General features: G+C 69.3%; 28 protein-coding genes. 8 read left to right on the top strand and 20 right to left on the bottom strand.

All coding sequences use genetic code 11. The features are described from left to right. The first annotated feature begins 39 nt into the window (after positions 1–39). From VNF92_10815 to VNF92_10830, 4 genes are read left to right on the top strand one after another with little or no spacing between them, the layout of a single operon-like run. Positions 40–1,413: a sigma-54 dependent transcriptional regulator gene (locus VNF92_10815; GenBank protein ID HVA58373.1), complete on the top strand. Its 1,374-nt coding sequence runs from the start codon at positions 40–42 to the stop codon at positions 1,411–1,413. Further along, positions 1,410–1,607 carry a hypothetical protein gene (locus VNF92_10820; GenBank protein HVA58374.1) on the top strand — a complete coding sequence of 66 codons (198 nt, stop codon included), beginning with the start codon at positions 1,410–1,412 and terminating at the stop codon, positions 1,605–1,607. Before VNF92_10815 ends, VNF92_10820 begins: the two co-directional genes overlap by 4 nt. Beyond that, the gene (locus VNF92_10825) at positions 1,608–2,579 is read left to right on the top strand and encodes a P1 family peptidase (protein ID HVA58375.1); all 972 of its coding nucleotides are present in this window, start codon (positions 1,608–1,610) and stop codon (positions 2,577–2,579) included. Then, positions 2,576–3,346, top strand: a complete 771-nt coding sequence (locus VNF92_10830) for an NlpC/P60 family protein (GenBank protein HVA58376.1) — start codon at positions 2,576–2,578, stop codon at positions 3,344–3,346. Before VNF92_10825 ends, VNF92_10830 begins: the two co-directional genes overlap by 4 nt. A 6-nt stretch (positions 3,347–3,352) precedes the next feature. Here VNF92_10830 and VNF92_10835 read toward each other — a convergent pair whose 3' ends face one another. Further along, complete coding sequence (locus VNF92_10835; protein HVA58377.1) at positions 3,353–3,775, bottom strand: hypothetical protein; 423 nt, start codon at positions 3,773–3,775, stop codon at positions 3,353–3,355. A gap of 45 nt (positions 3,776–3,820) precedes the next feature. Here VNF92_10835 and VNF92_10840 point away from each other — a divergent pair, with 45 nt between their 5' ends. From VNF92_10840 to VNF92_10855, 4 genes are all read left to right on the top strand, one after another. Beyond that, positions 3,821–4,741, top strand: a complete 921-nt coding sequence (locus tag VNF92_10840; protein ID HVA58378.1) for a DMT family transporter — start codon at positions 3,821–3,823, stop codon at positions 4,739–4,741. Next, positions 4,738–5,430: an HAD family hydrolase gene (locus VNF92_10845; GenBank protein ID HVA58379.1), complete on the top strand. Its 693-nt coding sequence runs from the start codon at positions 4,738–4,740 to the stop codon at positions 5,428–5,430. The genes VNF92_10840 and VNF92_10845 overlap by 4 nt, the downstream gene beginning before the upstream one ends. Before the next feature lie 30 nt (positions 5,431–5,460). Continuing rightward, positions 5,461–6,180 (top strand): hypothetical protein, encoded by a 720-nt coding sequence (locus VNF92_10850; protein ID HVA58380.1) that lies wholly within the window; start codon positions 5,461–5,463, stop codon positions 6,178–6,180. A gap of 62 nt (positions 6,181–6,242) precedes the next feature. Beyond that, positions 6,243–8,438, top strand: a complete 2,196-nt coding sequence (locus VNF92_10855) for a cytochrome c/FTR1 family iron permease (protein HVA58381.1) — start codon at positions 6,243–6,245, stop codon at positions 8,436–8,438. Between the two features lie 16 nt (positions 8,439–8,454). Here the strand turns inward: VNF92_10855 and VNF92_10860 are convergent, their stop codons facing one another. The 19 genes from VNF92_10860 to VNF92_10950 form a co-directional block, all read right to left on the bottom strand. After that, positions 8,455–9,297, bottom strand: coding sequence for a prolipoprotein diacylglyceryl transferase family protein (locus VNF92_10860; GenBank protein ID HVA58382.1), 843 nt, complete (start codon positions 9,295–9,297; stop codon positions 8,455–8,457). Then, positions 9,294–10,334: a tRNA (adenosine(37)-N6)-threonylcarbamoyltransferase complex transferase subunit TsaD gene (gene tsaD, locus VNF92_10865; GenBank protein ID HVA58383.1), complete on the bottom strand. Its 1,041-nt coding sequence runs from the start codon at positions 10,332–10,334 to the stop codon at positions 9,294–9,296. The genes VNF92_10860 and tsaD overlap by 4 nt, the downstream gene beginning before the upstream one ends. Beyond that, on the bottom strand, positions 10,331–10,798 hold the full coding sequence (locus VNF92_10870; GenBank protein HVA58384.1) for a hypothetical protein: 468 nt from the start codon (positions 10,796–10,798) through the stop codon (positions 10,331–10,333). Before VNF92_10870 ends, tsaD begins: the two co-directional genes overlap by 4 nt. A 7-nt stretch (positions 10,799–10,805) precedes the next feature. Beyond that, a complete protein-coding gene (locus VNF92_10875; protein HVA58385.1) occupies positions 10,806–11,411 on the bottom strand; it encodes a TlpA disulfide reductase family protein in 606 nt (201 codons plus the stop codon). Continuing rightward, positions 11,408–12,073, bottom strand: coding sequence for a ribulose-phosphate 3-epimerase (rpe, locus tag VNF92_10880; GenBank protein HVA58386.1), 666 nt, complete (start codon positions 12,071–12,073; stop codon positions 11,408–11,410). The genes VNF92_10875 and rpe overlap by 4 nt, the downstream gene beginning before the upstream one ends. Beyond that, positions 12,070–12,810: a PASTA domain-containing protein gene (locus tag VNF92_10885; protein ID HVA58387.1), complete on the bottom strand. Its 741-nt coding sequence runs from the start codon at positions 12,808–12,810 to the stop codon at positions 12,070–12,072. The genes rpe and VNF92_10885 overlap by 4 nt, the downstream gene beginning before the upstream one ends. Further along, a complete protein-coding gene (rsmB, locus tag VNF92_10890; GenBank protein ID HVA58388.1) occupies positions 12,807–14,168 on the bottom strand; it encodes a 16S rRNA (cytosine(967)-C(5))-methyltransferase RsmB in 1,362 nt (453 codons plus the stop codon). Before rsmB ends, VNF92_10885 begins: the two co-directional genes overlap by 4 nt. A 95-nt stretch (positions 14,169–14,263) precedes the next feature. Further along, positions 14,264–15,208 carry a methionyl-tRNA formyltransferase gene (gene fmt / locus VNF92_10895; protein ID HVA58389.1) on the bottom strand — a complete coding sequence of 315 codons (945 nt, stop codon included), beginning with the start codon at positions 15,206–15,208 and terminating at the stop codon, positions 14,264–14,266. Continuing rightward, positions 15,209–15,766, bottom strand: coding sequence for a peptide deformylase (gene def / locus VNF92_10900; protein ID HVA58390.1), 558 nt, complete (start codon positions 15,764–15,766; stop codon positions 15,209–15,211). Then, positions 15,763–16,134 carry a preprotein translocase subunit YajC gene (yajC, locus tag VNF92_10905; GenBank protein ID HVA58391.1) on the bottom strand — a complete coding sequence of 124 codons (372 nt, stop codon included), beginning with the start codon at positions 16,132–16,134 and terminating at the stop codon, positions 15,763–15,765. The genes def and yajC overlap by 4 nt, the downstream gene beginning before the upstream one ends. Beyond that, complete coding sequence (tgt, locus tag VNF92_10910) at positions 16,131–17,273, bottom strand: tRNA guanosine(34) transglycosylase Tgt (protein ID HVA58392.1); 1,143 nt, start codon at positions 17,271–17,273, stop codon at positions 16,131–16,133. Before tgt ends, yajC begins: the two co-directional genes overlap by 4 nt. 2 nt (positions 17,274–17,275) lie before the next feature. Then, positions 17,276–18,313, bottom strand: coding sequence for a tRNA preQ1(34) S-adenosylmethionine ribosyltransferase-isomerase QueA (gene queA / locus VNF92_10915; protein ID HVA58393.1), 1,038 nt, complete (start codon positions 18,311–18,313; stop codon positions 17,276–17,278). A 40-nt stretch (positions 18,314–18,353) separates the two neighbouring features. Next, the gene (gene ruvB / locus VNF92_10920; protein HVA58394.1) at positions 18,354–19,376 is read right to left on the bottom strand and encodes a Holliday junction branch migration DNA helicase RuvB; all 1,023 of its coding nucleotides are present in this window, start codon (positions 19,374–19,376) and stop codon (positions 18,354–18,356) included. Between the two features lie 113 nt (positions 19,377–19,489). After that, positions 19,490–20,653 carry an aminotransferase class I/II-fold pyridoxal phosphate-dependent enzyme gene (locus VNF92_10925; protein HVA58395.1) on the bottom strand — a complete coding sequence of 388 codons (1,164 nt, stop codon included), beginning with the start codon at positions 20,651–20,653 and terminating at the stop codon, positions 19,490–19,492. A 29-nt stretch (positions 20,654–20,682) separates the two neighbouring features. Next, positions 20,683–21,279 (bottom strand): Holliday junction branch migration protein RuvA, encoded by a 597-nt coding sequence (gene ruvA / locus VNF92_10930; protein ID HVA58396.1) that lies wholly within the window; start codon positions 21,277–21,279, stop codon positions 20,683–20,685. Next, entirely contained in the window at positions 21,276–21,785 is a 510-nt protein-coding gene (gene ruvC / locus VNF92_10935; protein HVA58397.1) for a crossover junction endodeoxyribonuclease RuvC, read from the bottom strand. The genes ruvA and ruvC overlap by 4 nt, the downstream gene beginning before the upstream one ends. Then, positions 21,785–22,534, bottom strand: a complete 750-nt coding sequence (locus tag VNF92_10940) for a YebC/PmpR family DNA-binding transcriptional regulator (GenBank protein HVA58398.1) — start codon at positions 22,532–22,534, stop codon at positions 21,785–21,787. Before VNF92_10940 ends, ruvC begins: the two co-directional genes overlap by 1 nt. 156 nt (positions 22,535–22,690) lie before the next feature. Beyond that, on the bottom strand, positions 22,691–23,818 hold the full coding sequence (locus VNF92_10945; GenBank protein ID HVA58399.1) for a hypothetical protein: 1,128 nt from the start codon (positions 23,816–23,818) through the stop codon (positions 22,691–22,693). A gap of 29 nt (positions 23,819–23,847) precedes the next feature. Continuing rightward, complete coding sequence (locus VNF92_10950) at positions 23,848–25,206, bottom strand: CsgG/HfaB family protein (protein HVA58400.1); 1,359 nt, start codon at positions 25,204–25,206, stop codon at positions 23,848–23,850. Positions 25,207–25,208: the final 2 nt, after the last annotated feature.

Consider the following 25,208-nt stretch of genomic DNA (forward strand, 5'->3'; position numbering starts at 1 on the left):
AGCCGGGACCGATCGCTCACGCCACCCTTATGATTCGGCATGCCTTCCGTCCTGATCGTTGACGACGAACGCGACATCACCTCGTTTCTCGGGGCGTTCTTCGAACGCAACGGGCATGAGGTGTTGAAGGCGTATACGGGGGAGGAAGCGGTGTCGCTCATCCGGCAGCGGCGTCCGGATCTGGTACTGCTCGACCTGCGGCTGCCCGATATCTCGGGGTTCGACGTACTCGAGCGCGTGAAGGAGGAGCACCCGGTCGTGATCATGATCACCGGGCATGGCGATGTGTCGCTGGCCGTGCAGGCGATGCAGGCTGGCGCCGAGAGCTTCCTCACCAAGCCGATCGAGTTGGCGCACCTGGGCGCGGCCGCCGAGCGGGCATTCGAGAAGGCGCATCTCCGGCAGATGAATCTGTATTTGGGCGAGCGGCGGGGCGCGTTTCCGGCCCGCACCCTGCTCGGGTCGTCACCTCCGATGCGCGAACTCGCCGGGCAGATCGAGTTGTTGGCGCGGAGCGACCGCACGACGGTGCTCCTGGTGGGCGAGGTGGGCACCGGCAAGGGGCGTGTCGCCGACGTGATGCACCGGCAGAGCCCCCGTGCCGCACAGCGATTCGTGGAGGTGAACTGCGCCGCCCTCACCGCGGCGTCGCTCGATTCCGAACTGTTCGGCGTGGAGCAGGGCCCATCGCCGGAGGGCGACGTGTACCGGCCCGGGCTGCTCGAGGCCGCGAGCGGCGGCACGCTGTTCCTCGACGAGATCGGCGATCTCGACGCGCACCTCCAGCCCAAGCTACTGCGCGTGCTCGAAGGCAAGAGTTTCCGCCGCCAGGGCGGCACGCGCGAGGTGCAGGTGGACGTGCGTCTCATCGCGGCCACGAGTCGCGACCTGGTGGCCGAGGTCACGGCGGGCCGGTTCCGCGAGGACCTCTACTACCGCCTGAGCGTGATGCCGATCAATCTTCCCCCGCTGCGCGCCCGCGCCCGGGAGGACCTGGTGGATCTGATCGGGCACCTGCTGGACGAATTGCGCGTGAACCTGCCCGAGGGCCCCACCGAACTGGACGACGAGGCCCTTGAGCATATGTTAAAGTACTCGTGGCCCGGGAACGTCCGCGAGATGCGCAACGTGCTCGAGCGGGCGTTCATCATCGGGCGCGGCGCGCCGGCCATCGCTCCGATGCACCTCGCCGCCGAGGTGCGCGACGCATCGGGGGTGGGCGTGGAGCACCACATCCCGCGCACCCTGGCGGAGGTGGAGCGACAGCACATCGACCGCACGCTCCGCGCGCATGACGGCAACCGCACCCGAGCCGCCAAGGAGTTGGGAATCTCGCGCGCCACGCTCATCAAGAAGATCAAGGAATACGGCAGCGAGGTGCGGCAGCCGATGTCTTACGGAGGAGTGAGATGACCCAGGAAATCAAGGAAATCGATGCGATGACTTGCCGGGCGTGCGGCAACGAAGAGCGTGCGTCCGAAGGGTACCCGTGCGTCGACTGCGGTACGTTCATCTGTGTGGTCTGCAACCTCCGCGGGGTCGTACGCTGCCGCGCGTGCGAAGCCAAACAGGCGGCCGCGCCGTCCACCCCGAACACGGCGCGCTGAATGGCCGTGGACTTTTCCCGGGTGGGGGTTGCAGTGGGACACGCCGGCGATCCCGACGCGGGCACGGGGTGCACCGTGGTGCGCGGCATCGACGCTTCCTTTCGGGGGGGCGTCGCGATCTTCGGCCGCGCCACGGGGTCCCGTGAACTCCCCGCCCTCGGTGCCGACGCGCTTGCCGACCGCGTGGATGCGGTGCTGCTTGCCGGCGGCTCGGCCTACGGGCTCGACGCCGCGGCGGGTGTCATGCGCTGGATGGAGGAGCGCTGCCGCGGCTTTCCGATCGGCGGCGGGGTGGTGCCTATCGTGCCGGCCGCGGTGATCTTCGATCTGCGGCCTCTGGGGCGATTCGACCAACGGCCCACGCCCGATATGGCCTACCGCGCCGCCGATACGGCGGCGTCCACTGGCGTGGCCGAGGGAAGCGTGGGCGCTGGCACTGGAGCGACCGTGGGCAAGGCAGCCGGAATCGGGCGGGCCATGAAGGGGGGCGTGGGATGCGCCCTACGCGAGTCGGCCGGCGTGGCCGTAGGCGCGGTGGCGGTGGTCAACGCATTCGGCGACGTCCACGACGCCGACGGCCACGTGCTGGCCGGCGCACGCGACGACGCGGGTGGATTCCTCCACGCCGCGCGCCTGCTGGTCGAGAACCCGCATCACATCGCGGCCCTGGCCGCCGAGCAGCGCGGCCGCAATACCACCCTCGCCGTCGTGGCCACCAACGCCGCGCTCGACCGGGTGCAGCTCAATCAACTCGCGCGCGCCGCAGGCGCCGCCCTCTTCCATCGGATCCGTCCCGCTGGTTCGTCGTTCGACGGTGACATCGTGTTCGCACTGGGCGCGCGCGAGGGAACGCCGGCCGACGCGCTGCACGTGGAAGCGCTCGCCATCGCCGCGCTCGAGGAGGCGATCGAGCGCGGTGTGCGCCTGGCTGTGGGGGCGTCGGGCCTTCCCGGACTCGCCGACACGCCATGACCATCACGGGCCGCGTCATGGTTCGGTCGGCGATCGCGCCGCTGCTGGCAGAGCCCAGGGCATCGAGCCCGCAGGTGTCGCAGCGGCTGGCAGGCCATGCGCTCGATGTGGTCGAAGTGCAGGGCGACTGGCTTCGGGTGCGGGGCGGCGACGCGTACGAAGGATGGGTGCACACGGGCTACATTGCGAGCGCGCCCGAGCGCACCGCCCGTCAGAGCCACGGCGGACGGCGCGTGTCGCTGGGCTGCGTGACCGGCATTTCCGGGGGCGGGCGGCGGTCGCTGCCGCTGGGCGCCTTCCTCGGGCCCGAGGAGACCGTGCAATCGGGCGAAATTCTGGAAGAGACCGCGTTCGCGACGCGCTTTCCCGGCACGGCCGCAGCCATCGCGCGCTCGGCCACCGAATTTTTCGAGGGTACGAGTTATCAGTGGGGCGGCATCACGCCGTGGGGCGCCGACTGTTCGGGCTTCGTGCAGTCGATCTTCGCGCTACACGGCGTCCCGCTGCCACGCGACGCCTGGCAGCAGGCTCAGGTGGGGGAACCCGTGGAGCGCAAGCTGGCTGCGCTGCAGGTGAGCGAACTCGCGTTCTTTTCGGATCGCGACGACGGGCGCATCACGCACGTCGGGCTCGGCGTGGGGAGCGGCCGGATGGCGCACGTGGCCGTGGGGCGGGGTGGCTTTGCCGTGGAGCGGTTGGCCGACGCGCGCGACGGCTACGTCAAGACGCTGGTCGACCAGTTCCGCTTCGTGCGGAGGGTCGTGTAGCGGGTCTCAGCTCACGAGGCCAGAGGCCGCGGCGATCGGCGCGCCCACGCGCACCTGCACCGGAACCTCGGTGGTCGGCTCGTGGTCGAGCGCGATGGCCATGGCGTACGAGCCCGCGCCGTCGATCGGCAGGTCGATCTGTGCGATGAGCGGTACGTCCATCTCGGCCACTCCGGAGGGAAGCGGTCCCACGCTCAAGTCGCCGGCGCTGCTCCAGAGTTCGGCCCGCTTGGGATTGAGCCAGCGCAGCGTCACGGTGTGATTCCCCGTGTCGAGGGAGTTGCCTTTGATGTGCACCACGAGGTGCGCGCGCGGGTGCACGGCGGGAGACGACCCCACGTGGAGGGCGTCGAACACGCCGAGGATGTTCAGCTTTCCTTCCTGCGAGACGTTGGCGGCGTCGGCGAAGAGCGCGAAGGCAACATGCATGAGAAAAACATAGACTGTCGGGCGGGGTGCGTCTACGTTTCGTGGATGCCTTCCCCTGACGCGCAGGCGGCGCCCCGGGCCGAACATGCGGTCGGTTCCGCGACGGTCTGGCTCACCGACATCTCGCTGGTGCTGATGGCGCTCATCTGGGGCGTCAATTTCAGCGTCGTGAAATACGGCACCACCCAGCTCTCGCCGCTCGCCTTCAACGGGTCGCGCGTGCTGCTGGCCGCGGTGGCGCTGTCGCTGGTCGCGTTCGTACCGCGGCGGGCGCCGGTGGCGCGGCGCGACATCGTGGCCCTGCTCCTGCTCGGCGTGCTCGGGAACGGGGTGTACCAACTGCTGTTCATCGAGGGCGTGGCGATCACGCGGGCCGGCGACGCGGCTCTGGTCGTCGCGGCGTCCCCGGCGTTGATCGCGTTGATCGGCCAGATGCTGGGCGTGGAACGCGTGGCGGTGCGCGCTTTCGTCGGCATCGTGCTGTCCATGGTCGGCATCGGCTTCGTGGTGTACAGCGGCGCGCGGATGGTGGTCAAAGGGGCCTCGGTGGCGGGTGACCTGCTGGTGCTTGCCGGCTCGGTGAGCTGGGCACTGTACACGGTGCTGCTGACCCCGTACGCGCGGCGCATCGATGGCGTCACGCTGTCGGCGTACACGATGATCGGCGGTGCCCTGATGCTCGAGGTCGTGGCGGCGCCGGAGCTTGCCCGCATGACATGGAGCACCGTATCCCCCGGCGCGGTGGCCGCGATCCTGTACAGCGGGTTGGGCGCGCTGGTGGTGGCGTATCTCTTCTGGTATCGGGGCGTACGCGTGATCGGACCCACGCGCACGGCCATGTATTCGAACCTGCAACCGCTGTTCGCCCTGATCGTGGCGGCGATCCTGCTTGGCGAATCGCCCACGCCCTGGCAGGTGATGGGGGCTATCTGCATCATGGCCGGCCTGCTCCTGACCCGCGCGTGAAACTCGTTCTCTTCGATATCGACGGTACGCTGTTGAACAGCGACGGCGCGGGGCGCCGCGCCATCCAGCGCGCGCTCGTGGAATCATTCGGCACGGCCGGCCCCGAGCAGCACTGGTTCGACGGCAAGACCGATCCTCAGATCGTTCACGAGCTGATGGCGCTGGCCGGCATCGACCGCGATGTGGTCGAGGCGCGCTTGGACCACGTGTTCACGCGCTACGTCGAATTGCTGCGCGACGAGATCGGGCGCCCGGGCCACGCGGCGGCGATCTATCCTGGCGTGGCCGAACTGCTTGACGCCCTCGAGGCGACGAACGGCGTGACCCTCGGACTTCTCACGGGAAACGTCGAGGCGGGCGCCCACGTGAAGCTCGGCGCGGTGGGTATCGCTCCGGCGCGATTCCGCGTCGGCGCGTTCGGCTCGGACCATGCAGTACGCGCAGAACTCCCCGCCATTGCCCGCGCCCGCGCCGGCGCCATGTTGGGGTGCGAACTCCCGGGCCAGGCGATGGTCGTGATCGGCGATACGCCGGCCGACCTCACCTGCGGGCTCGGCGTGGGCGCGCGCGCCATGGGGGTGGCCACCGGACGCTACTCGGTGGCCGAACTGGGTGCGTACCAGCCCGCGGCCGTGGTGGCGAACTTCCGCGATACGGCCGCCGTGGTCGACGCGATTCTCTCCGCATGATCGCCGGCGCGGCGCGGTCGGAACCCACCGATGGCTGAGCCCGACACGGTGTTTGAGGCCCGGATTGCCGGGGCGCCGGACTTCACCGTGTTCGTGCGCGCGAACGGCGGCCTCATCGTGCTCACCCGCGCCGATGGGCGCGAGGCCCGCACCATTCATGTGGACGACGTACGCGAAGTGGCCCACGATGGCGCCCGCGTGACGATCACGCCGGCGCGCGGCGATGTGGTGGGCATGGTTTGTGATCGCGCGGCCGCTCTCGACGCGGCGCTCGTGGCGGCTTGCAGCACACTCCCCGAATTGACGCGGGCGCTCCACTCGCTGGGCTCCTCGCGCGCCAGTTCCGACGCCGCGGGGCAGCGGGAGTTCTTCGCCCCGCTGCTCGACGCGCGCCGGCGCGCCGAGGAATCGGTGGCGCGGGCCGACGTCGTCGCGGCGTTCGATGCCGACCGGTTGACTCGTGCCCTGGACGGCTATCTGGAAGCGTTGATCGAGCACAGCGCCGACAAGCGTCCGGCCGCTCGTCGTGCTCTGGCGGCCCGTGCCGAAGACGCGACCGAACCTCTGCGCCGGGCCATAGAGCAGTTGCGCCGCGCCGGCACGAATGCCGCGAATCCTCCCGCCGACGCACGCGTGGCGAGCTGGCGTCACTGGAAATCCGCGTTGCAGGAGTTGTTCGCTGCCGCCGATCGATGTTGGGGGCTGCTACACGAGCGCGGCGCGGCCAGCGCGGTCCGGTCCGGAGAATGACGTGTGCGACGCTTCGCGATAGCCTGGAACCGGAAGTGCAATGCCGATACCTTTTCTCGGCAATGACACTCGGACGGGTGGCCTGCTTGGCCCTGGCAGCGCTGGGGTTCGCCGTGCCGCGGCTCGCCGCGCAGGAGCAACCCGCGCGTCGGATGGCCAACATCGTCAGCGTGGCCGTCGAGGAGTACGGCAAGGGCATAGACGAACAGGGTCGGCTCATCGCGCCGTCCGAATACCAGGAGGCTCTGGGCTTTCTGGACGATGCGAAGCGGATCTCCGACCGGCTCACCGGGGATCGTGCGAACGCTTCGCGTCCGCTGCTCGATTCCATCATCACGGCGGCGCAGCGCCGCCAAGCGCCCAGCGTGCTCGGCGGGCTTGAGCGGCGGTTTGCGACCTCGCTTGGCAGCGAGGGGGCGCTCGAACTGCCGGCCGCGGCACTGGATCCGGGCGACGGCAGGCGGATCTACGACGCCACGTGCGCGCAGTGCCACGGGACGGCGGGCCGCGGCGACGGTCCCCAGGCGGCGCTGCTCAATCCCAAGCCGGTGCCGATCGGGGATCCGACCGTCGCCGCGAGCGTGACGCCGGCGATCATGTACCGCATCTCCTCGGTGGGCGTTTCTGGCACGCCGATGCTCGGCTTCGCGAGTGATCTCACGCCGCAGCAGCGGTGGAACGTGGTGTCGTACGTCATTTCGCTGCGCAGTACATCCGCGCAGGTGGCTGAGGGCGAGGGGCTGTACATGCAGCGATGCGCGCAGTGCCACGGTGCGACCGGGGCGGGCGACGGGTCGTATGCCCACAGCCTGTCCAAGCTTCCGCCGGAGATCGGCACTCTGGAGTGGCAGGCGGGACGCACCGACGACAGCCTGGCGCGTGTGGTGCGCGAGGGGCTGGCAGGTACGGCGATGCCCCCGGCCGACGGGATGACCGACGCGCAGGTGCGGAGCGTCGTGGCGTACCTGCGCACGCTCCCAGTGCGGAACCCCGGGGCTGGCGCCGTGGGTGCGGCATCCGACACGGGCGCGGCGGGCGCGGCACGCAACGTCACGGGGCTGCTCAAGCAGGCGCTGGCTTCGGTGCAGCTCGGCCGGGCCGCGGAAGCGGGGGACAGGGCGTTCGACGCCTATCTGGCGTTCGAACCGCTCGAAGGTCCGGCCCGTGCGAAGAACCCGGGGCTCGTGGCCCGGATGGAAAAGTCATTCGGCGACTTCAAGGCGGCGGTGCGCGCGAACGACGTCGCCGGCGCCGAGGATGCGCGCGATGTCATCGAGGCGAATCTCTCGGCCGTCGTGGAACTCACCCACCCGGCCGGCAGCGCCACCGAAGCATTCTGGCAGTCGTTCCTGATCATCCTGCGCGAGGGGCTCGAAGCCATTCTCGTGATCGGGGCCGTGGTGGCCTTCCTGCTCAAGACGGGGCATCGCGAGCGGCTGCGTTCCATCTGGACAGGGGTCGGACTCGGCCTGGCCGCCAGCGCGGCCACGGCGGTAGCGCTGAAGACGATCCTGAGTGCCGTACCGGCAAGCAGCGAGATCATCGAGGGCGTGACCCTGCTGATCGCGGTCGCCGTGTTGTTCTCGGTGAGTTACTGGCTGATCTCCCGCGTGGAGGCGGCCAAGTGGCAGCAGTTCATTCGCGACAAGGTCACCGATGCGCTGCAACACGGCGGTGGGCGCGCGCTGGCGTTCGTGGCGTTCCTCGCGGTGTACCGCGAGGGGGCCGAGACCGCGCTGTTCTACCAGGCGCTATTCAGCGAAGGCCCGCACCTGGCGGTGCCGCTCTCGTTAGGCATCGTGGCCGGGTTCGTCGCGCTGGCCGTCATCTTCACGCTGTTCTATCGCTACGGCGTGCGCATTCCGCTGCGGCCGTTCTTCACCGTGACCAGCGTACTGCTCTACTATATGGCATTTGTGTTCATGGGCAAAGGTATCCGTGAGCTGCAGGAGGGCAACGCGATGTCGATGAGCGTCATTCCGGGGTTCCCGCACGTGGAGGCGTTGGGCCTCTATCCGACGTGGGAGACGGTGCTCGCCCAGCTCTTGCTGCTCGCGCTGTTCGTGTTCGCGGTGGCCAAGACGTTCTGGCCCAAGCGGTCGGTGGCGTTACCCACGATCCCCGATTCGGCGGCGCCCGTGACGGTCCTCGGCGCCGAGGTCGCAACGCTGCGCGAGGAGAACGCGGCTCTGCACGCGCGGCTCGCCGCGCTGGAAGAGCGGGTGCTCCGCAAAGCGGCGCCGGGGGCGGCCGATTGACCGCCCCCGGCGGTGGTCACCCGCGCTGGGCGGCGTAGATCCCCGGCTTGCCGGGCTCCACGCGCCGCCGCAGGTACATCCAGACGAACCCCATCGCCACGAATACCAGCGCGATGCCCTGCGCGTAGGTCAGCGAGCCGAGGAACCGGTCGTCCTTGGCGCGGAAGAACTCTATGATGAAACGCTCAAACCCGGCCAGCACGCAATAGACGCCGAACAGCCAGCCCTCGGCGTGTTTGTGGTCGCGCAGCCGCCAGAGAATCAGAAACATGATCGTGGCCAGCGCCACCTCGTAGAGTTCGGTGGGATACACCGACACGACCGTGGACGGGGCGAGCCCCGCCGGAAATTTCGTATGGAACTCGGCCGCCATCGCGGCCACCGTCGTGGGGGGCTGGCCGTTGGGGAACATCACCGCCCCGAATCCGCTGAACGGGCGGCCGTAGTCGTCGCCCACTGCCCAGCATCCGGTGCGGCCCACGGCGTAGGCCGCCGCCACCGCCGGGCCGCCCACGTCGAAGATCCGCATCATCGGGATCTTCTTCCACCGGATCACGGCCATCACGGCCAGCATGCCGCCGACCAGTCCGCCCCAGAACACGAACCCGCCGCGCGTGAACAGCGCGTTGTAGTTCTTGAGGATGATGACGTAGTAGAGTTTGGCGCCGAGCAGGCCGCCGATCACGGCGGCGAGGATCATATCGCCGATGGCGCGCGGGTCGTGCCCGCGGCGGTCCAGTTCCTGCTCTGAAACGTGCTGGGCCACGGCGAACGCCGCCACGACCGCGATGCCGAATCCGGTGAGCGACAGGGGGCCGAGCTGGAGGACGAACGGATGATGGATGATCGGTGTGGTCATGCGGCGACGAGGCCCGGAAGAGAGAGAGAGGCGAACGCGTTGAGGTCGAGGCCGGCGCGCTCCCCACGCTCGAAATGGAAGAGTCCGGCACGGGCGATCATGGCGGCGTTGTCGGTGGCCAGCCGCGCCCCCGGAGCATACACCGATACGCCGTGGGGCGCGAGGCGCTCCCGCATCGCGGCCACGAGCGTCCGGTTGCCAGCCACGCCGCCACCCAGGACCACCCGCTCACGGCCGAATGCGTTCACCGCGCGCGTCGTCTTCTCCACCAACGTGTCGACGAGCGCATCCTGGAAGGCCCGCGCGATCGGCCCCCGACCGGCGTCGCCTGGCGACGCGTGCACGGCGTTCAGCACCGCCGTCTTCAGGCCGCTGAACGAAAAATCGTAGTAGTCGGGGTCTCCGGGCCGCTGGTTGCGGCGAAGCATCGGCCGTGAGAACCGCAGCGGGCCGGCGTCGGCGCTGTTGGCCAGGCGCTCCACGTGCGGGCCGCCCGGATAGGGCAGCCCCAGCAGCTTGGCCACCTTGTCGAACGCCTCGCCCGCGGCATCGTCGCGTGTGCCGCCGAGCAGGCGGTAGCGCCCCCACGCCTCGACGTCGAGCAGCAGCGTGTGCCCGCCTGAGACGAGCAGCGCTGTGAACGGAGGGACGGCGTCCGGATCCTCGATCGAGGTGGCGAACAGGTGCCCCTCCATGTGGTGCACGCCGAGCAGCGGGACGCCCAGCGCGTACGCGAGGGCCTTGCCGAAGCTCACTCCCACGAGCAGCGCGCCCACGAGGCCCGGCCCGTGCGTCACCGCCACCGCGTCCACGGCGGCGGGTTCCAGCCCGGCGTCGGCCAGCGCGCGCTCCACGACGGGCTGGATGCTGGAGAGGTGGGCGCGCGACGCGATCTCGGGCACCACGCCCCCGAACACCCGATGCACATCCTGCGACAGGATGACGAGCGAGTGGAGCGTCACCTCGTCCGCGGCGCCGCTGACCACGGCGGCCGACGTCTCGTCGCACGAGGTCTCGATGCCCAACACGGACGTCATGTGGGCTTGCGCTGGCCGGTGGGCTGTCGCGCCGAGCCCCCCACGCTCGCGGGGGCCGCTGGTCGTGGCACGACGTGCACGACCACCACGCGCGGCTGGACATCGCGCACGAGTACCGCCGCGCCAGGCGGCAGCTGCACGTCGTCCGGGGTGAGCACCAGGGTGGCCGAGTCAGCACCCCGGGGCATCGTGCGGCGAATCACCGGCGGACTGGAGAACAGCGCAAAGATTTCCTTGCCCTCTCCGGCCACCAGGGCGCGGACGTCGGGCGGCGGATCACGCAGCACCGTCGCGCTGTCGAGCATCACGGACAGGCGCACGGGGACGATTTCTTCGGTGGGCTCCTTTGACGTGGCGATGAACCAGAGCACGACCGCGAAGGCCACGGCCAAGGCTTTGAGCCCGAGCCGCTCGGTGAACGCGCCGACCAGGCGACGGCGCCAGCGGGATCGCGCGGCGTTCATGCCTGCATCAACGCGTCGCCACCGCGCCGGCACCGGGGCTGGCGGTCGCGCCGGTGCTGGACGCCGAGCCGCCGAGTCCCAGCAGCTGTCGGACCAACGCGATGTTGCCTTGCGACGTCCAATCCGCGGCGCCGAGCCACACCTTGCGGATCACTCCGTTGCCATCGATCACGTACGATTCCGGATACCCGACCACCTGGTAGCTCTGCTCGATGCGATACTGGGGGTCGTGCAGGATTTCAAACGTGAGTCCCATGTTACGGGCATACGTCCGGATGGAGTCGTCCGAGGCGGTCTCGTCGATGCTCACGGCGACGATCTTGAGCCCGCGCGAGCCGTACATCTCCTGCAGCCGTTCGAGCGTCGGCATCTCCGCCTTACACGGTCCGCACCAGGTGGCCCAGACGTTGAGGATGACGACGTGGCCCGCATAGTCGGCCAACCGCTTGGTCTGATGGGTGCCGTCGATGGTCTGGGCGCTGAACGGCGGCGCCTTGGCACCGACGCCCACCTGCTGCACGCCTCCACCGAACGCGCGCTGGAATGCGTACGAGCCAGCCCCCAGCGCTACGATCACGGCGAGAATCACCCCCCACTGCTGTCGCACGGTCATACCTGTACCTCACACGCGCGTCGCAGCGCGCCGATCTCGGCGACCGGGTCACGGGCCGAGAAGATGGCGTGGCCCGCCACGAACGTGTCGGCGCCGGCCCGCCACACGTTGCCGATGGTGTCGCGCGCGATGCCGCCGTCCACCTCGAGTAGCGCCGGACACCGTGCTTCGTCGAGCATTCGGCGCGCGCGCCGCACCTTGTCCAGCGAGTGGGGAATGAACGCCTGGCCGCCGAACCCCGGGTTCACCGTCATGATCAACAAGAGGTCGGCGTCGTCGAGCACGTCTTCCACCGCCGACAGAGGGGTGGAAGGATTGAGCGCCACGCCGGCTCGGCACCCAAGTTCCCTGATATGTGCCAGTTGGCGCTGCAGGTGCGGAGCCACCTCGGCGTGGAGGGTGAGCCCACTCGCGCCGGCGGCGGCGAATGCCGGAAAGAGCCGCTCCGGCTCCACCGCCATGAGATGCACGTCGAGCGGCAGCGTGGTGAGACGGCGCACGGTCTCCACGATCTTCACGCCGAAGGTGATGTTGGGTACGAATCGCCCGTCCATCACGTCGACATGGAGCCAGTCGGCGCCTCCCTGCACGCACCGGGCCACTTCGTCGGGCAGTCGCGCGAAGTCGGCGGCGAGCAAAGAGGGCACGATGCGGACAGTCATGGCGCACTGCCTCCGGAAACGCTCACGGTGACGCGGGCGCCCACCGGCACGAGAGTGCCCGCCGCGGGGTCCTGTTGCACCACGGCCGCTTGCGCGCCCGCGCCCCCGCTGTTGAGAATCGTAACGTCGCCGAGCGCCAGCCCCAACTGCTCCAGCAGCACGCGGGCCTCGATGATCGTGTGTCCGGTGAGATCGGGCACGGGGATCGTGGCCGGCCCGGCGCTCACGATCAGGGTTACGGCCGAGGGGATCGCGGCGCGCGTCCCGCCCGCAGGGCGCGTCCCGATGATTGTTCCCACGGGCTGGTCGCTGGCCTGCGTCACGGTGTCGGGGTCGGTCGTGAACCCCGCCGCGCTGAGCGTCGAATCGGCCGGCGTCTGCACCATCCCGACGACGTTCGGCACCACGCCCATACGCGGGCCGTTGCTCAGATCGAGCACCACCGCACTGCCCAGCGGTTCGCGGCTGCCCTGGTCGGGCGTCATGCCGATCACGCTCAGGCGGGGCGTTGCGTCCTGGAACCGCAGCTCGCCGCGCTGGGCCTTGAAGCCGGCCTGTTGTAGGCGCCCGCTTGCAACGTCGAAACTGAGTCCGATGACGTTGGGAACGGTGGCCTCGGCGGGTGGCGCACCGGGCGGGAAGAGGAACACTGCCACCAGCGCCCACGCCAGGGCGAACCCGCCTGCCGAGGCGGCCAGGTAGGGCCACGCGCGCCGCCATCCGGCACGCACCTTCATGCCCGCCTTCGCAGCCGCACCGCAAACGCCCCGTCGGCGCCGTGGCGCTGCGGGAGCACGCGAAGTCGGCCCCCGTCGAGTAGATCGGCAGCCACGGTCCCCGCGGCCGGCGGCTCCACGCTCCAATCGGTGCGTGCCGCAAGGAACCGATCCACCTGTGCGTCGTTCTCCTCGGGTTCGAGCGAGCAGGTGCTGTACACGAGCATGCCGCCCGGTTTCACGATCCGGGCCGCCGAAGCGAGCAGCATCTCCTGCAGTGCCGTCATCACGGCGAGGTCGGACGGTCTGAGCCGCCAGCGCGCGTCGGGGTGGCGGCGCATGGTCCCGGTGCCGGTACAGGGCGCGTCGAGGAGCACGAAGTCCACCGCGCGCACCGCGGGCACGCGCGCATCGGCCGCGTAGACATGGACGTTGGCCAGACCGAGACGCGCCAGATTCTCGCGCAGCCGCTTGAGCCGGTGCAGCGATACGTCGCTGGAGCACACGGCGCCCGCCGTTCGCGCCAGCTCCACGGACTTGCCGCCCGGTGCCGCGCACAGGTCGGCCACTGTCGCGCCCGCGGGCACGGCGGCGTATTCCGTGACCAGCGTGGATGCCGGATCCTGCACGTGGAAGAGCCCCCGCTTGAACGCGCCGATTTCGGTGAGCGCCGACACCGGGCCGGCGAGTACGAGGCTGTCGGCCACCAGGGGCGCGGCTTCCACGCGGACACCAGCTGCCTCGAGCAACGCGGCGAGTTCGTCGCGCGTCGTGTGGATCGGGCGTACCACGATCGGCGGCTCGGCGTTGTTCGCGGCGAGCAGCCGCCGCGTGTCGGGTTCGCCCCACCGCTCCACCCACCGCGCCACGAGCCAGCGCGGGTGAGAGAACTCGGTGGCCAGGGCATCGATCGGGTCGGCGGGTACGGGCAAGATGAGCACATCGCGCTCGCGGTCGAGCCGCCGGAGGACGGCGTTGGCGAGTTTGCCAGCGCCCTCACCGGCGCGCGACTTGGCGAGTTCCACGGTCTGGGCGATGGCGGCGTAGGCGGGGACGCTCCCCATCTCGAGCAACTGGTACGCGCCGAGCCGCAGCAAGTCGAGCAACTCGGGGTCGATGCGGCCGAGTCCGCCGCGCACGCGGTCGCCGAGCAGCGCATCGAGCCGGCCCCGCATGCGGAGCATGCCGTACACCAGTTCGCGTGTCCATCGGCGGTCGCGGGCGTCGAGCGGCGCGGAGCGGCGGTCGAAGGTAGCGTCGAGCAGTTCGCCGCGGCGGAGGTCGGCGCACACCCCCGCGGCGACCAATCGCGCATCGGTGACCGGCATCGGGCGGGCGAGCGTGGTACTGCCGTGTGCGTGGATGTCCTGACCTGCCATAAGGTGCGTCGCGAGAGAGAACCGGCGCGCGGCAGCCGGGGCCGCGCCGCTCGAAAGATAGCTCGCCGCGGCGCGTTCGGAATCGCCGTGCGCCGTCACTCGGCGGGCATGGCGTCGAATCGCCGGCCGACCGCGATGCCGCGTCCGCGCTGCCATTCGGCGGGGGCCATGCGCCGCTTGCCCGCCGGTTGCACGGTGGTGAGCCTGGTGCCGCCGTCGCCACACGCTACCACCAGGCCGTCATCGTTCACGGCTACGACCTCACCCGGCGTGCCATGCGCTTCGACGGCGGGCCGGGCGCCGAACAGCTTGACCTCGGCGCCGTCGAGCGTGGTGAAGGCGCCGGGGCGCGGGTCGTACGCGCGGATCACGCGTGACACCGTGGTGGCCGGCGCGCGCCAGTCCACGCGCGTCATCTCGCGCACGATCTTGGGTGCATACGTGGCGGCGGCGGCGTCTTGTGGGTCCTCGCGCGAAGCGCCCAGTTCGATGAGCGCCAACGCCTCGATGAGCGCGGCGGCTCCCATCTCGGACAGGCGCAGCGAGAGTTCACCCGCCGTCTCGTCATCGTAGATCGGTGTGGCGGCGCGGAGCAGTACGGGCCCCGCGTCGAGCGCCGGCACCATCCGCATGATCGAGACGCCGGTCTCGGTGAGTCCGTCGCGGATCGCGGCCTGGATCGGGGCCGCGCCGCGCAGCGCCGGAAGCAGCGACGCGTGGATGTTGAGCGTGCCGTGCGTGGGTAGATCGATGATCTCGGCGGGCAGGATGTGTCCGTAGGCCACGATCACCGAGACCTCGGGTTCGAGGGCCGCGATCTGCGCGCGGAAGGCCTCGCCTTGCGGGCGCGCTGGCTGGAGCACGGGGATGTTCTCGCGCTCTGCGATCTGTTTCACCGGTGGCGCTTCGAGCCGCGAGCGCGAGCGCCCCACCGGGCGGTCAGGCTGCGTCACCACGCCGACCACGTCGAATCCCTCGCCGATCAGCGCGCGCAGCGGCGGCGTGGCGAACTCGGGCGTGCCCCAGAAGAGCACTCGCACTCAGAGTTCCTCGTCGCGGTGGTGGTGCGCCGCGGCGTCGGCCGGCGTGATCCGCCGGATCAGCCCGGGGTACTTCTCCTTCTCCTTGGTCCACTTGGCGAGGGCGCTCCGGCGCTTGAGCACACTCAGATAATCGATGAACAGCCGTCCGTGCAGATGGTCGATCTCGTGCTGTATGCAGCGGGAGAGCAGGTCGGTGGCCGCAATCTCGAACGGCTTGCCGTCACGGCCGGTCGCGCGGACCACCACGTGCGACGCGCGCTCCACGTCGCCGTAGACGTCGGGAATGGAGAGGCAGCCTTCCTCCGCCTTGGCCGATCCGGCCCGCTCGACGATCTCGGGGTTGATCAGCACGTAGGGTGCGTCCTCGAGATCGATCACGGTGAGGCGCTCGCGGCGCCCCACCTGCGGCGCCGCCAGCCCGATCCCCTTGGCGGCGTACATCGTCTCGTACATGTCGTCGATCAGGCGGCGCAACTCGTCGGTGACTTCGCCAACCGGCACCGTCTCTTCGCGCAGGATCGGGTCGCCGAGGACCCGGATGTCGAGCAGGCTCATCCGCCGGTGGTGCCGGCCGCCCCGGCGATGATGCGCGCGATCCGACCCCGCTCGACGATCAATCGCGTCTCGCCCGACTTGATCGTGATACGGTCTTCTGCGGACGGGCCGTTCGTGCCGTCCGGCTTGAGCGACTCCTTGATGTGCACCACCTCGCCCACCACGCCGCCCGCGGTGACGACCTCGTCTCCCTTCTTCAAGCTGGCCAGCGCCTGCTCGTGCTGGCGCCGCTGTTTCTGCTGCGGCCGGATGAGCAGGAAGTAGAAGATGGCGACGATGAGCGCCAGCTGGACCATGAACGGAATCAGCGAACTCTGCCCGCCCTGGGCGGGGGCCATCGCCAGCAGTGCCGCAAAAGGGAGTGTCATGCCGAGGTGCCCGTGCGTGAGTGGTAGCGGTCCAGCCACTGCTGGCTCCAGCCGTCGAAGGTGCCGCCGCGGATGGCGTCGCGCGCCTGCCGCATCAGCGAGACGAGGAAATGTACATTATGCAGGGACAGGAGGCGCAAGCCGAGCAGTTCGTCGGCCAGGAACAGATGCCGCAGGTAGGCGCGGCTGAAGCGGCGGCACGCCGTGCACTCGCACGCCTCGTCCAGCGGTCGTTCATCCGCCCGGTACTCGGCCCGCTTGATGTTGAGACGCCCCTCCCGGGTGAATACGGCGCCATTGCGCCCCATGCGCGTCGGCGCCACGCAGTCGAACAGGTCGACGCCGCGCCGCACCGCTTCCACGAGGTCCTCGGGAAAGCCCACGCCCATGAGGTAGCGCGGGCGGTCGGCGCGCAGTTCCTCGTTCACCACGTCGAGGGTGGCATACATGTCCGGCTTGTCCTCGCCCACCGACAGGCCCCCGATGCCGAACCCCTTCCAGTCGTCGAGGTCCTGGATGGCCCGCGCCGCCTCGCGGCGGAGTGCGACGTGGATGCCTCCCTGCACGATGGGAAACAGGGCCTGGGGCCGCTCGCGGTCGAGGGCGTTGAACGCGGCACGGCAGCGGGCCAGCCAGCGGACGCTACGTTCGCTCGCGTCGCGCGCGGCGGTGGCGTCACTCCGGCCCGGGATCACGTGGTCGAATTGCATCACGACGTCGCCGCCCAGGTTCCGCTCGATCTCCATGACCGATTCGGGGGTGAAGCGCCTGCGCGAGCCGTCGAGGTGGCTCTGGAAGTCCACGCCGTCCTCGTCCACCGTGCGCAGCGCAGCGAGCGAGAAGACCTGGAAGCCACCGGAGTCGGTGAGGATGGGGCCGTTCCACTGCATGAAGCGGTGGAGACCGCCCAACTGCCGCACCAGCTCGTCGCCCGGCCGCAGGTGCAGGTGGTAGGCGTTGGCGAGAATCATCTGCGCGCCCATGGCCCTCAGGTCGTCAGGGTCGAGCGCTTTGACGGTGGCCAGGGTCCCCACCGCCATGAACGCCGGCGTCTCCACGACTCCGTGCGGCGTGGTGAATGCGCCGGCGCGGGCTGCGCCGAGTTGGGCGACCATCGCAAACCCGAACGGATCTGACATTATTAAAGAATGACCATCGCGTCACCGTACGAATAGAAGCGGTACTCGCGGGCTACCGCTTCGGCGTAGGCATGCATCGTAAGGTCGTAGCCGGCGAATGCCGCGACGAGCATGAGGAGAGTGGAGCGGGGCAGGTGGAAGTTGGTGATCAGGTGGTCCACGACCCGGAAAGTGTATGGGGGGCGGATGAAGATGCGCGTTTCGGCGCTGCCGGCCGCGAGGGTGCCGTCGACAAGGGCCGCACTCTCGAGCGTGCGCACGGACGTCGTGCCCACCGCCCACAGCTTGCCGCCCGCGGCGCGCGTGTCGGCCACGGCGGCGGTGGTCTCCGGCGGTACCGCATACCACTCCTCGTGCATCGTATGCTGGGCCGGATCCTCCACCTCGACCGGCTTGAAGGTGCCAGCGCCCACGTGCAGCACCACGTCGGCCCGCCGGGCCCCCTTGGCGGCGAGCGCGTCGAGCAGCCGCGGCGTGAAGTGCAGGCCGGCCGTGGGCGCGGCTACGGAGCCGGGCTGGCGGGCGTACACCGTCTGGTAGCGTTCGGCGTCGGCGGGCAGATCGGCGCGGTCGATGTACGGAGGGAGCGGCACATGCCCGTGTCGCTCGATCGCCTCGTCGGCGCTCCCGTCGACGATCAACCGCACGACGCGCGTGCGGCGGTCGGTGACCGACACGATCTCCACGTCGAATCCCGGCGCCACGTGCACCGTGCGCCCGGGCTTGAGCTTCCCGCCAGGTGACACCATCGCCTCCCACGCGCCGTCGCCCACTGGTTTGAGAAGCAGGACCTCGGCCGGTGCCCCGGAGTCGCGGGTGCCGAGCAGGCGAGCCCGCAGCACACGCGTGGTATTGAGCACCAGTAGGTCGCCGGCCGGGACCAGCGAGGCCAGGTCGGAGAACAGGCCGTGCGCGATCGTACCGGCCGCGCGGTCCACGATCATCAGGCGCGACGCATCGCGCGGCTCGATCGCCGATTGCGCGATGAGCCCGGGGGCGAGCGGAAAGTCGTAGTCCGAGGTTCGCGTGCCGGGAGGCATTGAGGAAGGTAAACAGCGCACGGTCGCCGCCGTCCGGGTGTCAGAGCAGGTTTCTCTGCTCCCCGGCAGGCCTCGCGTATCCGAAATGCGCATACGCCTTGGGCGTTGCCACACGGCCGCGAGACGTGAGCTGCAGGAATCCGTTCTGCACCAGGAACGGCTCGTACACTTCCTCGATCGTGTTCTCGTCCTCACCCACCGCGGTGCCGACGCTGCCCAGTCCCACCGGTCCACCATCGAACTTCTCGATGATCGTCTTGAGGATACGGGCATCCATGTCGTCGAGCCCGAACTCGTCCACGTCGATCATGCGCAGCAGCTCGCCGGCGACTTCGCGCGTGATCGCGCCGTCAGCGCGCACCTGGGCGTAGTCGCGCACCCGGCGCAGGAGCCGGTTGGCCACGCGCGGCGTGCCGCGCGAGCGACGGGCGATCTCACGGGCGCCGTCGGCATCGATCGCCACCCGGAGCACGTCGGCCGACCGGAACACGATCTGCTCGAGATCCTCGGGGGGGTAGAAGTTCAGCCGTTCGATGATGCCGAACCGGGCGCGCATGGGCGGCGTGAGCATGCCGAACCGCGTCGTGGCACCGACGAGCGTGAACCGCTCGATCGGCATCGTGATCGTCTGCGCCTTGGGCCCTTCGGAAAGGCGGATGTCGATCTTGAAGTCCTCCATCGCCGGATAGAGGAATTCCTCGATGATCGGACGCAGGCGGTGGATCTCGTCGATGAACAGGATGTCGCCGGCGCGCAGGTTCGTGAGCGTGCCGACGAGATCCCCGGGCTTCTCGAGCGCCGGGCCAGAAGTCGTGCGCACGTTCACCCCTAGTTCGCGCGCGATCAACTCGGCCAGCGTCGTCTTGCCCAGGCCAGGTGGGCCGAAGAACAGCGCGTGGTCCAGGGGCTCGCGCCGCGCGAGCGCGGCGTCGATCCAGATGCGCAGGCTCTCCTTGACCTTCGTCTGACCGATGAACTCGGCGAGCCGCTGCGGGCGCAGCGACAGTTCGACGACGGATTCCTCGGGGAGCGCGTCGGGCGTGGTGATTTCGGCGCGTGACATGCGGTAGGAGAAAGTAGTCCCGCCGGCGCCTGCTGACACCGGGGTGTGCTGCCAGGCAATATACCGAATGGAACCCGAATCCGTGAGGGCTCGGCACGGGAGTATGCAGGCTGTCAGGCCTCCTTCCATTCCTTCATCCGCCCCAGCCGTTCGACCGCCCGCTCCAACGTCTCCAGCTTCTTGCAGAACGCGAACCGCACGAGGTTCCGACCGTCGGCTGGGTCGTGGTAGAAACTCGACCCCGGCACCGTTGCCACGCCGATCTCCTTGGCCATCCACTTGGCGAACGTGACGTCGTCGTCGCCGCTGATGTCGGAGAACTCGGCGAGAATGTAGTACGCCCCCTCGGGCACGGTGAATTTGAACCCCGACTCGCGCAGTGCCGGTACGATCAGGTCACGCCGCTCGCGGTATTCCTGCGCCATGTGGTTGAAGTACTGCGCATCGAAGCGCATCCCGACCGCCCCTGCCGCCTGGAGCGGCGCCGGCGCCCCCACGGTGAGGAAGTCGTGCACCTTGCGAATGGCGCTCGTCTGCTCGGGGGGCGCGATCGCGTACCCCAACCGCCAGCCGGTGCAGCTGAACGTCTTGGACAGGCCCGAGATCGTGATCGTGCGTTCGCGCATGCCGGGCCACGTCGCCAACACGTGGTGATCGCCCGCGTAGCGGATGTGTTCGTAGATCTCGTCGGTGATCGCCCAGGCGTCGTATTCGATGCACAACTCGGCGATCAGGTCCATCTCGGCGCGCGTCAACACGCGCCCCGTCGGGTTGTGCGGCGTATTGACGACGATCGCCTTGGTGCGCGGGCTGAAGGCCGCGCGCAGACGGTCGGGGTCGAGTGTCCAGTCAGGACGCTCGAGGGGCACGAACACCGGCTTGGCGCCGGCCAGGATCGCATCGGGCCCGTAGTTCTCGTAGTACGGCTCGATGACGACCACTTCGTCGCCCGGATCGATGAGCGCCATGAACACACCGGCCATCGCTTCGGTGGCGCCGCAGGTCACCGTGATCTCGCGCTCCGTGTCCAGGTCCATGCTGTACCAGCGGCGGTACTTCTCGGCGATCGCCAACCGTAAGGGTGGGCTGCCCCACGTGATGGCGTACTGGTTGATGTCGCCGCGGATCGCGGCGCACGCCGCGTCCTTCATCGATGCCGGCATCGGGAAGTCGGGAAAGCCCTGGGAGAGGTTCACCGCTCCGTACAGATTGGCGACGCGCGTCATCTCGCGGATGACCGACTCCGTGAACGTCGCCGTGCGCTGGGCTGCTCGCACCTGGGGGCTCCGGGAAAGAGTGTTGGAGGCTAGCGCTCGGCCACGGAGGCCAGGGCGCGGCGGATCAGATCGTGGGCCGGCATTCCGCGGCCGCCATCCTCGAGTGCGGCGCGCACGGCCTTGTCGGCGTCGCCCGGGGCGTAGCCCAGCGAAACGAGCGCGCGGATGGCGTCCTCCGAAGCGGCGCCCGCAGGGCGGGGTGCCGTGTCGTCCACCTCGAGGTCGTCCAGCTTGTCCGCCAGATCGAGCACGATGCGCTCGGCCTTCTTGCGACCGACGCGCGGCACGCTCTGCAGCGTCGACGTGTCCTTGTCACGCAGCGCGTGCACCAGGCGTTCGGCGGTCAGGTGCGATACCAGCGCGAGGGCGAGAGCTGGCCCCACGCCATTGGCGGTGAGCAGCAGCTGGAATACCCGCCGCTCGAATGGCGAGCCGAAGCCGAACAGCAGCCAGCCGTCGTCGCGCACCACGAGTTGCGTGTGCAACTGCACGGGGTCGCCGAGCTTGGGCAACGTCTCGAACACGGCCAGCGGAATGAGCAACTCGTAGCCGACCCCGCCCGGGGTCATCACGGTGATGCGGTCGAGCGCTTTGGCGGCCAACGTGCCCCTGAGCTGGGCGATCACGAACGCGCGTCCGACAGCGCCGTGAGGCTCGCCACGCGGGCGCCCATGATGCACGCCAGGGCGGCCGCCACGCCATCGGCGGCATCGTTGGGCTGAGGCGGCGCCGCCAGTCGCAGCAGACGGGTCACCATGAATTGCACCTGTTCCTTGGTGGCGCCGCCTCGTCCCACGACGGCCTTCTTGATCTCGGCGGGCGGGAATTCGTGGATCGCCACGGCGCGCTGCTCGCCGGCCAGGAGCACGACCCCCCGCGCGTGGCCAAGCACGATCGTGGTGCGCACGTTGCGGGCGTAGAACACATCTTCCACGGCCATCGCATCGGGGTGGTGCCGGTCCAGCAACTCGATGATCCCTTCGTAGATCTCGCGCAGCCTGGCCGGCAGGGGATCCCTGGCCTTCGTGCGCAACACGCCGCACTCCACGAGCGTTGGGGGACGCGTGCCGTCGCCGCGCACGACCCCGTAGCCGGTCTGCGCCGTGCCGGGGTCGATGCCGAGGACGACCATTATCCCGCGTTCGCCAGGTCGGCGACGTCGATGTCGAAGTTGGCCCAGACCTTCTGCACGTCGTCCATGTCTTCGAGTTCTTCGAGGAGCTTGAGCAACTGCTCGGCGGTCCTGCCCTCGACCTTCACCGTGTTCTGGGGCACCATCACCACGGGCTCCGACTCGGCGACCTCGATGCCTCTGGCCTCGACGGCTTCCTTCACGCCGTGGAATGCCGTTGGCTCGGTGGTCACGACGTACACGTCCCCGTCGCGCGCGAAGTCCTCCGCGCCAGCGTCGAGGGCGGCCTCGAGCGCCTTGTCCTCACCGTATTTCGTCGCGTCAATGGTGAGCTGGCCCTTCTTGGCGAACATCCAGGCCACCGAGTTCTGGGAGCCGATGTTCCCGCCGCCGCGCGACATCTTGTGCCGGACGTCGGCCACGGTGCGCGTGGGGTTGTCGGTGAGGGCGGAGATCATGATCGCGACGCCGCCCGGCCCGTAGCCCTCGTACATCAGTTCCTGGTAGTCCACGCCCTCGAGTTCGCCCGTGCCCTTCTTCACGGCCCGCTCGATGTTCTCCTTGGGCATGGAGTTCTGGCGCGCGGTTTCGATCGCCGTGCGAAGCCGCGCGTTTCCGCCCGGATCGCCGCCCCCCTGCTTGGCCGCGATGGTGATTTCACGGATGAGCTTCGTGAACAGCGCCCCACGCTTGGCGTCGGTGGCCGCCTTGTAGTGCTTGATCTGCTTCCATTTACTGTGGCCGGCCATCGGCAACTCGCAGGTGGAAAGAGCGACGAGAGAGGACTGATTGCCAATATAGCCCGCGCCGGCGGGGCGGCCAACGCCGCGGCGCCCAGCACGAGGTGAAAACCACACGGTCCGGAGACGCCCCAGCGCGTGATCGAGGGGCCGAACTGGTCGGGTCTAGAAGCCGCCGAACTGGATGGTGAGCATGGCGCGTAGCCCCGTCATGCTCGAGGCGGCGGCGATGGCGCTGGCCGGTGACGTTGCGGTTACGCCGCCAACGCTGCCGGCCGTGTAACCCACGAACGGGGTGATCGCGTAGCCGCCGGCGTTGTAGTTGAGCCGCACGCCCGCGGTGCCCATGTAGCTGGCGGAGATGGACGCAGCCGCTTGCGTCCATATGCGTCCTTCGAGGCTCGGCTCGATGCTCCATCCGCTGGCCGTGTGGAAGCCGACAGCCACGCCGACGTCGGCGATGTTCTCCCGCCCGGTACGCGTCTGGTTGGCAAGCGCGCCGGCGGCGCGAAACAGGTCCCAGCCCGCCACTACAATGTCGGCATTGCTCACGGAATTGGTGACCGAGGCCTGCGCCACGTAGCGATCGCCGGTGTTATACACCGATTCGCCGGCCCGATCGTTGCCGAACCTGGAATACGTGAGCCCGAAGGAGATGCGTCCGGTGCCGTACGGCCGATCCACTCCCACGCGCGCGCGGTATTCGTCGCCCGGTTGGAAGTGCAGTTTGGCGCCAGTGGTGTCCTCGAACGGATCGTACGCCACCGAGTGCCGGACGGCTGCGCCGACGCCCACGTTCCAGTCGCCCAGGTGCCGCGCTAGGGCAACGCCGCCGGTGCCGCCGGCTCCCGTGCCGAACCCGGTAATTGGAAACAGCAGGAAGTCGCTGGCGATACGCGTCGCCGCCGCCAGCTGGTCGGGGAGAACCGTCGACGTGCCGGTGGGCAGATTCAAGCCCGCGGTGAGCACGATGAAATCGGTGCCGATGGAGTAGTTGGCCCGTATCTGCGTGTCCGTGAGTCCCGACAGCTCGCTCGTTTCCGGGCTGCCGTTGCCATTGGCGCTCGCCACCGTGACGCGGGCCCACGCCGCGCCGACATCGAACGACAGCGACCCGGTCGCCGGAATCAAGACGTACACCGGCAGCGCGTACTCCGAGATCTTCTGACCAATGGGCGACTTGATGTCGTACGTCATGAACTGCGGCCCCACCCGCGCACTGGCGTCGACTACGGATTGAGCCGGCAACACCGTCGCGGTGCCCAGCAGAGCGAGCGCGAGAAGCACGGGCAAGGGGAGGATCGGCCGCAAGGCCCGGGTCCTCACACGTGTGGGATGAGAATGACGATCGTGATGATCGCCGTGTTGTTGGCGATGTTGTCGGTTCCCGTGCCCGTGGCCGCGGGGTTGCTCTTCTGCGGGATCTGGGTGGTGGTCATGCCGCCGCCGCTCGTGGCCGCGCTGGCCATGGAAGGATTGAGGTCGCTGGCCGTGGCGACCGCGGTATTCGCGAGCCCGCTGGTCGCGTCGCTCACGACCAGGCCCTGCGAGGCGCCGTCGACGATGCGCCCTTCACCCGTGCCGCGCAGGCCCGCCTCCACGGTGGACGACGTGACCTGCGCGCCCTGCGCCGCCGCCCGCGCCCGTCGGGCGTGCTCCGACGCCGCGCCGAAGCCCGGATCCAGTCGCAGCGCCTGGTCGAACAGCCGGCTCGCGTCGTCGAACTGCCCCTCGTCCTGGTACGTCAGCCCCTCGCTGAAGGCGAGAAACGCGGCCAGCGACTTGGTGGGACGCCGCTCGATGGCGTCGCGTTCGGCGGTGGTGAGCGTGATCCCCAGCGCCTTGAAGATGCCGAAGGCGATGTCCTGCTCCACGGTGAACAGCTGGTCGAGTGGCCGGCGATCCGTTGGCGAGGCGATGACCTGATCGCTGTTCACGTTCAGGATCGGTGCGTCCACGCGGATGTCGCTGCCCGTTTGTTGAATGCCGCCGGCCACGAGGCTACCCGCGCGCAGGATTCTGCCGGTGCGCACTCGCGACGATGTGTCGGTCGTTCTCGATTGCTGCAGGTCGACCTCGTCGATCAGCGCCTGCACACGCTCGCGCTCGACCACGGTGAGCCTGGACGATCGCGCGAGGTCGGTGGTGAGCAGTTCGGCAAGGCCGCGGCCCAGCGGACGCAGCGTCGTGTCACTGCCGGTGAACGACAGGGGCAGCACCGCCACCGTGGTCGGCGGTCCCGGCACCGACGCCAACGCCGTCTCGTGGGCCACCTGCTGTCTGGCGGCGAGCGCCAGCTCCTTGTAGCGGAGCGCCGCGAGGTGGTCCTCGAGCAAGTGCCGCAACCGCGGCGTGCGGCCGTATTGCACGTACGACGAGTATGCCGCGCGGGCAGCGGGTAGATCGTTCTGTGCCTCGGCAGTCATACCGAGAAAGAGCTGTGTCGTGCCGTCTTCGGGGTCGAGTGTGGCTGCCCGCTCAAGTGCCTGCCGGGACTGCGCGTACTGGTGGACCTCGTAGTACGCGATGCCGAGCGCGCGGTTGGCTGGGGCACTGTTCGGATTCCCGGCACGGTTGTGCTCGAGACGCGCTATGCCCTCCGGTCCCAGCGGCGCCATCGTGGCACAGCCCGCCAGCGTGCCGATGAGGAACAACGCGAAGAGGGACCGACGACTCACCATGC

It is taken from the genome of Gemmatimonadaceae bacterium (assembly GCA_035533015.1).
GTDB lineage: Bacteria > Gemmatimonadota > Gemmatimonadetes > Gemmatimonadales > Gemmatimonadaceae > JAGWRI01.

Coding starts and splice junctions, on each gene's coding strand:
- VNF92_10815 (HVA58373.1), top strand. CDS start 40: ATGCCTTCCGTCCTGATCGTTGACGACGAACGCGACATCACCTCGTTT.
- VNF92_10820 (HVA58374.1), top strand. CDS start 1,410: ATGACCCAGGAAATCAAGGAAATCGATGCGATGACTTGCCGGGCGTGC.
- VNF92_10825 (HVA58375.1), top strand. CDS start 1,608: ATGGCCGTGGACTTTTCCCGGGTGGGGGTTGCAGTGGGACACGCCGGC.
- VNF92_10830 (HVA58376.1), top strand. CDS start 2,576: ATGACCATCACGGGCCGCGTCATGGTTCGGTCGGCGATCGCGCCGCTG.
- VNF92_10835 (HVA58377.1), bottom strand. CDS start 3,775: ATGCATGTTGCCTTCGCGCTCTTCGCCGACGCCGCCAACGTCTCGCAG.
- VNF92_10840 (HVA58378.1), top strand. CDS start 3,821: ATGCCTTCCCCTGACGCGCAGGCGGCGCCCCGGGCCGAACATGCGGTC.
- VNF92_10850 (HVA58380.1), top strand. CDS start 5,461: ATGGCTGAGCCCGACACGGTGTTTGAGGCCCGGATTGCCGGGGCGCCG.
- VNF92_10855 (HVA58381.1), top strand. CDS start 6,243: ATGACACTCGGACGGGTGGCCTGCTTGGCCCTGGCAGCGCTGGGGTTC.
- VNF92_10860 (HVA58382.1), bottom strand. CDS start 9,297: ATGACCACACCGATCATCCATCATCCGTTCGTCCTCCAGCTCGGCCCC.
- tsaD (HVA58383.1), bottom strand. CDS start 10,334: ATGACGTCCGTGTTGGGCATCGAGACCTCGTGCGACGAGACGTCGGCC.
- VNF92_10870 (HVA58384.1), bottom strand. CDS start 10,798: ATGAACGCCGCGCGATCCCGCTGGCGCCGTCGCCTGGTCGGCGCGTTC.
- VNF92_10875 (HVA58385.1), bottom strand. CDS start 11,411: ATGACCGTGCGACAGCAGTGGGGGGTGATTCTCGCCGTGATCGTAGCG.
- rpe (HVA58386.1), bottom strand. CDS start 12,073: ATGACTGTCCGCATCGTGCCCTCTTTGCTCGCCGCCGACTTCGCGCGA.
- VNF92_10885 (HVA58387.1), bottom strand. CDS start 12,810: ATGAAGGTGCGTGCCGGATGGCGGCGCGCGTGGCCCTACCTGGCCGCC.
- rsmB (HVA58388.1), bottom strand. CDS start 14,168: ATGGCAGGTCAGGACATCCACGCACACGGCAGTACCACGCTCGCCCGC.
- def (HVA58390.1), bottom strand. CDS start 15,766: ATGAGCCTGCTCGACATCCGGGTCCTCGGCGACCCGATCCTGCGCGAA.
- yajC (HVA58391.1), bottom strand. CDS start 16,134: ATGACACTCCCTTTTGCGGCACTGCTGGCGATGGCCCCCGCCCAGGGC.
- tgt (HVA58392.1), bottom strand. CDS start 17,273: ATGTCAGATCCGTTCGGGTTTGCGATGGTCGCCCAACTCGGCGCAGCC.
- queA (HVA58393.1), bottom strand. CDS start 18,313: ATGCCTCCCGGCACGCGAACCTCGGACTACGACTTTCCGCTCGCCCCC.
- ruvB (HVA58394.1), bottom strand. CDS start 19,376: ATGTCACGCGCCGAAATCACCACGCCCGACGCGCTCCCCGAGGAATCC.
- ruvC (HVA58397.1), bottom strand. CDS start 21,785: ATGGTCGTCCTCGGCATCGACCCCGGCACGGCGCAGACCGGCTACGGG.
- VNF92_10940 (HVA58398.1), bottom strand. CDS start 22,534: ATGGCCGGCCACAGTAAATGGAAGCAGATCAAGCACTACAAGGCGGCC.
- VNF92_10950 (HVA58400.1), bottom strand. CDS start 25,206: ATGGTGAGTCGTCGGTCCCTCTTCGCGTTGTTCCTCATCGGCACGCTG.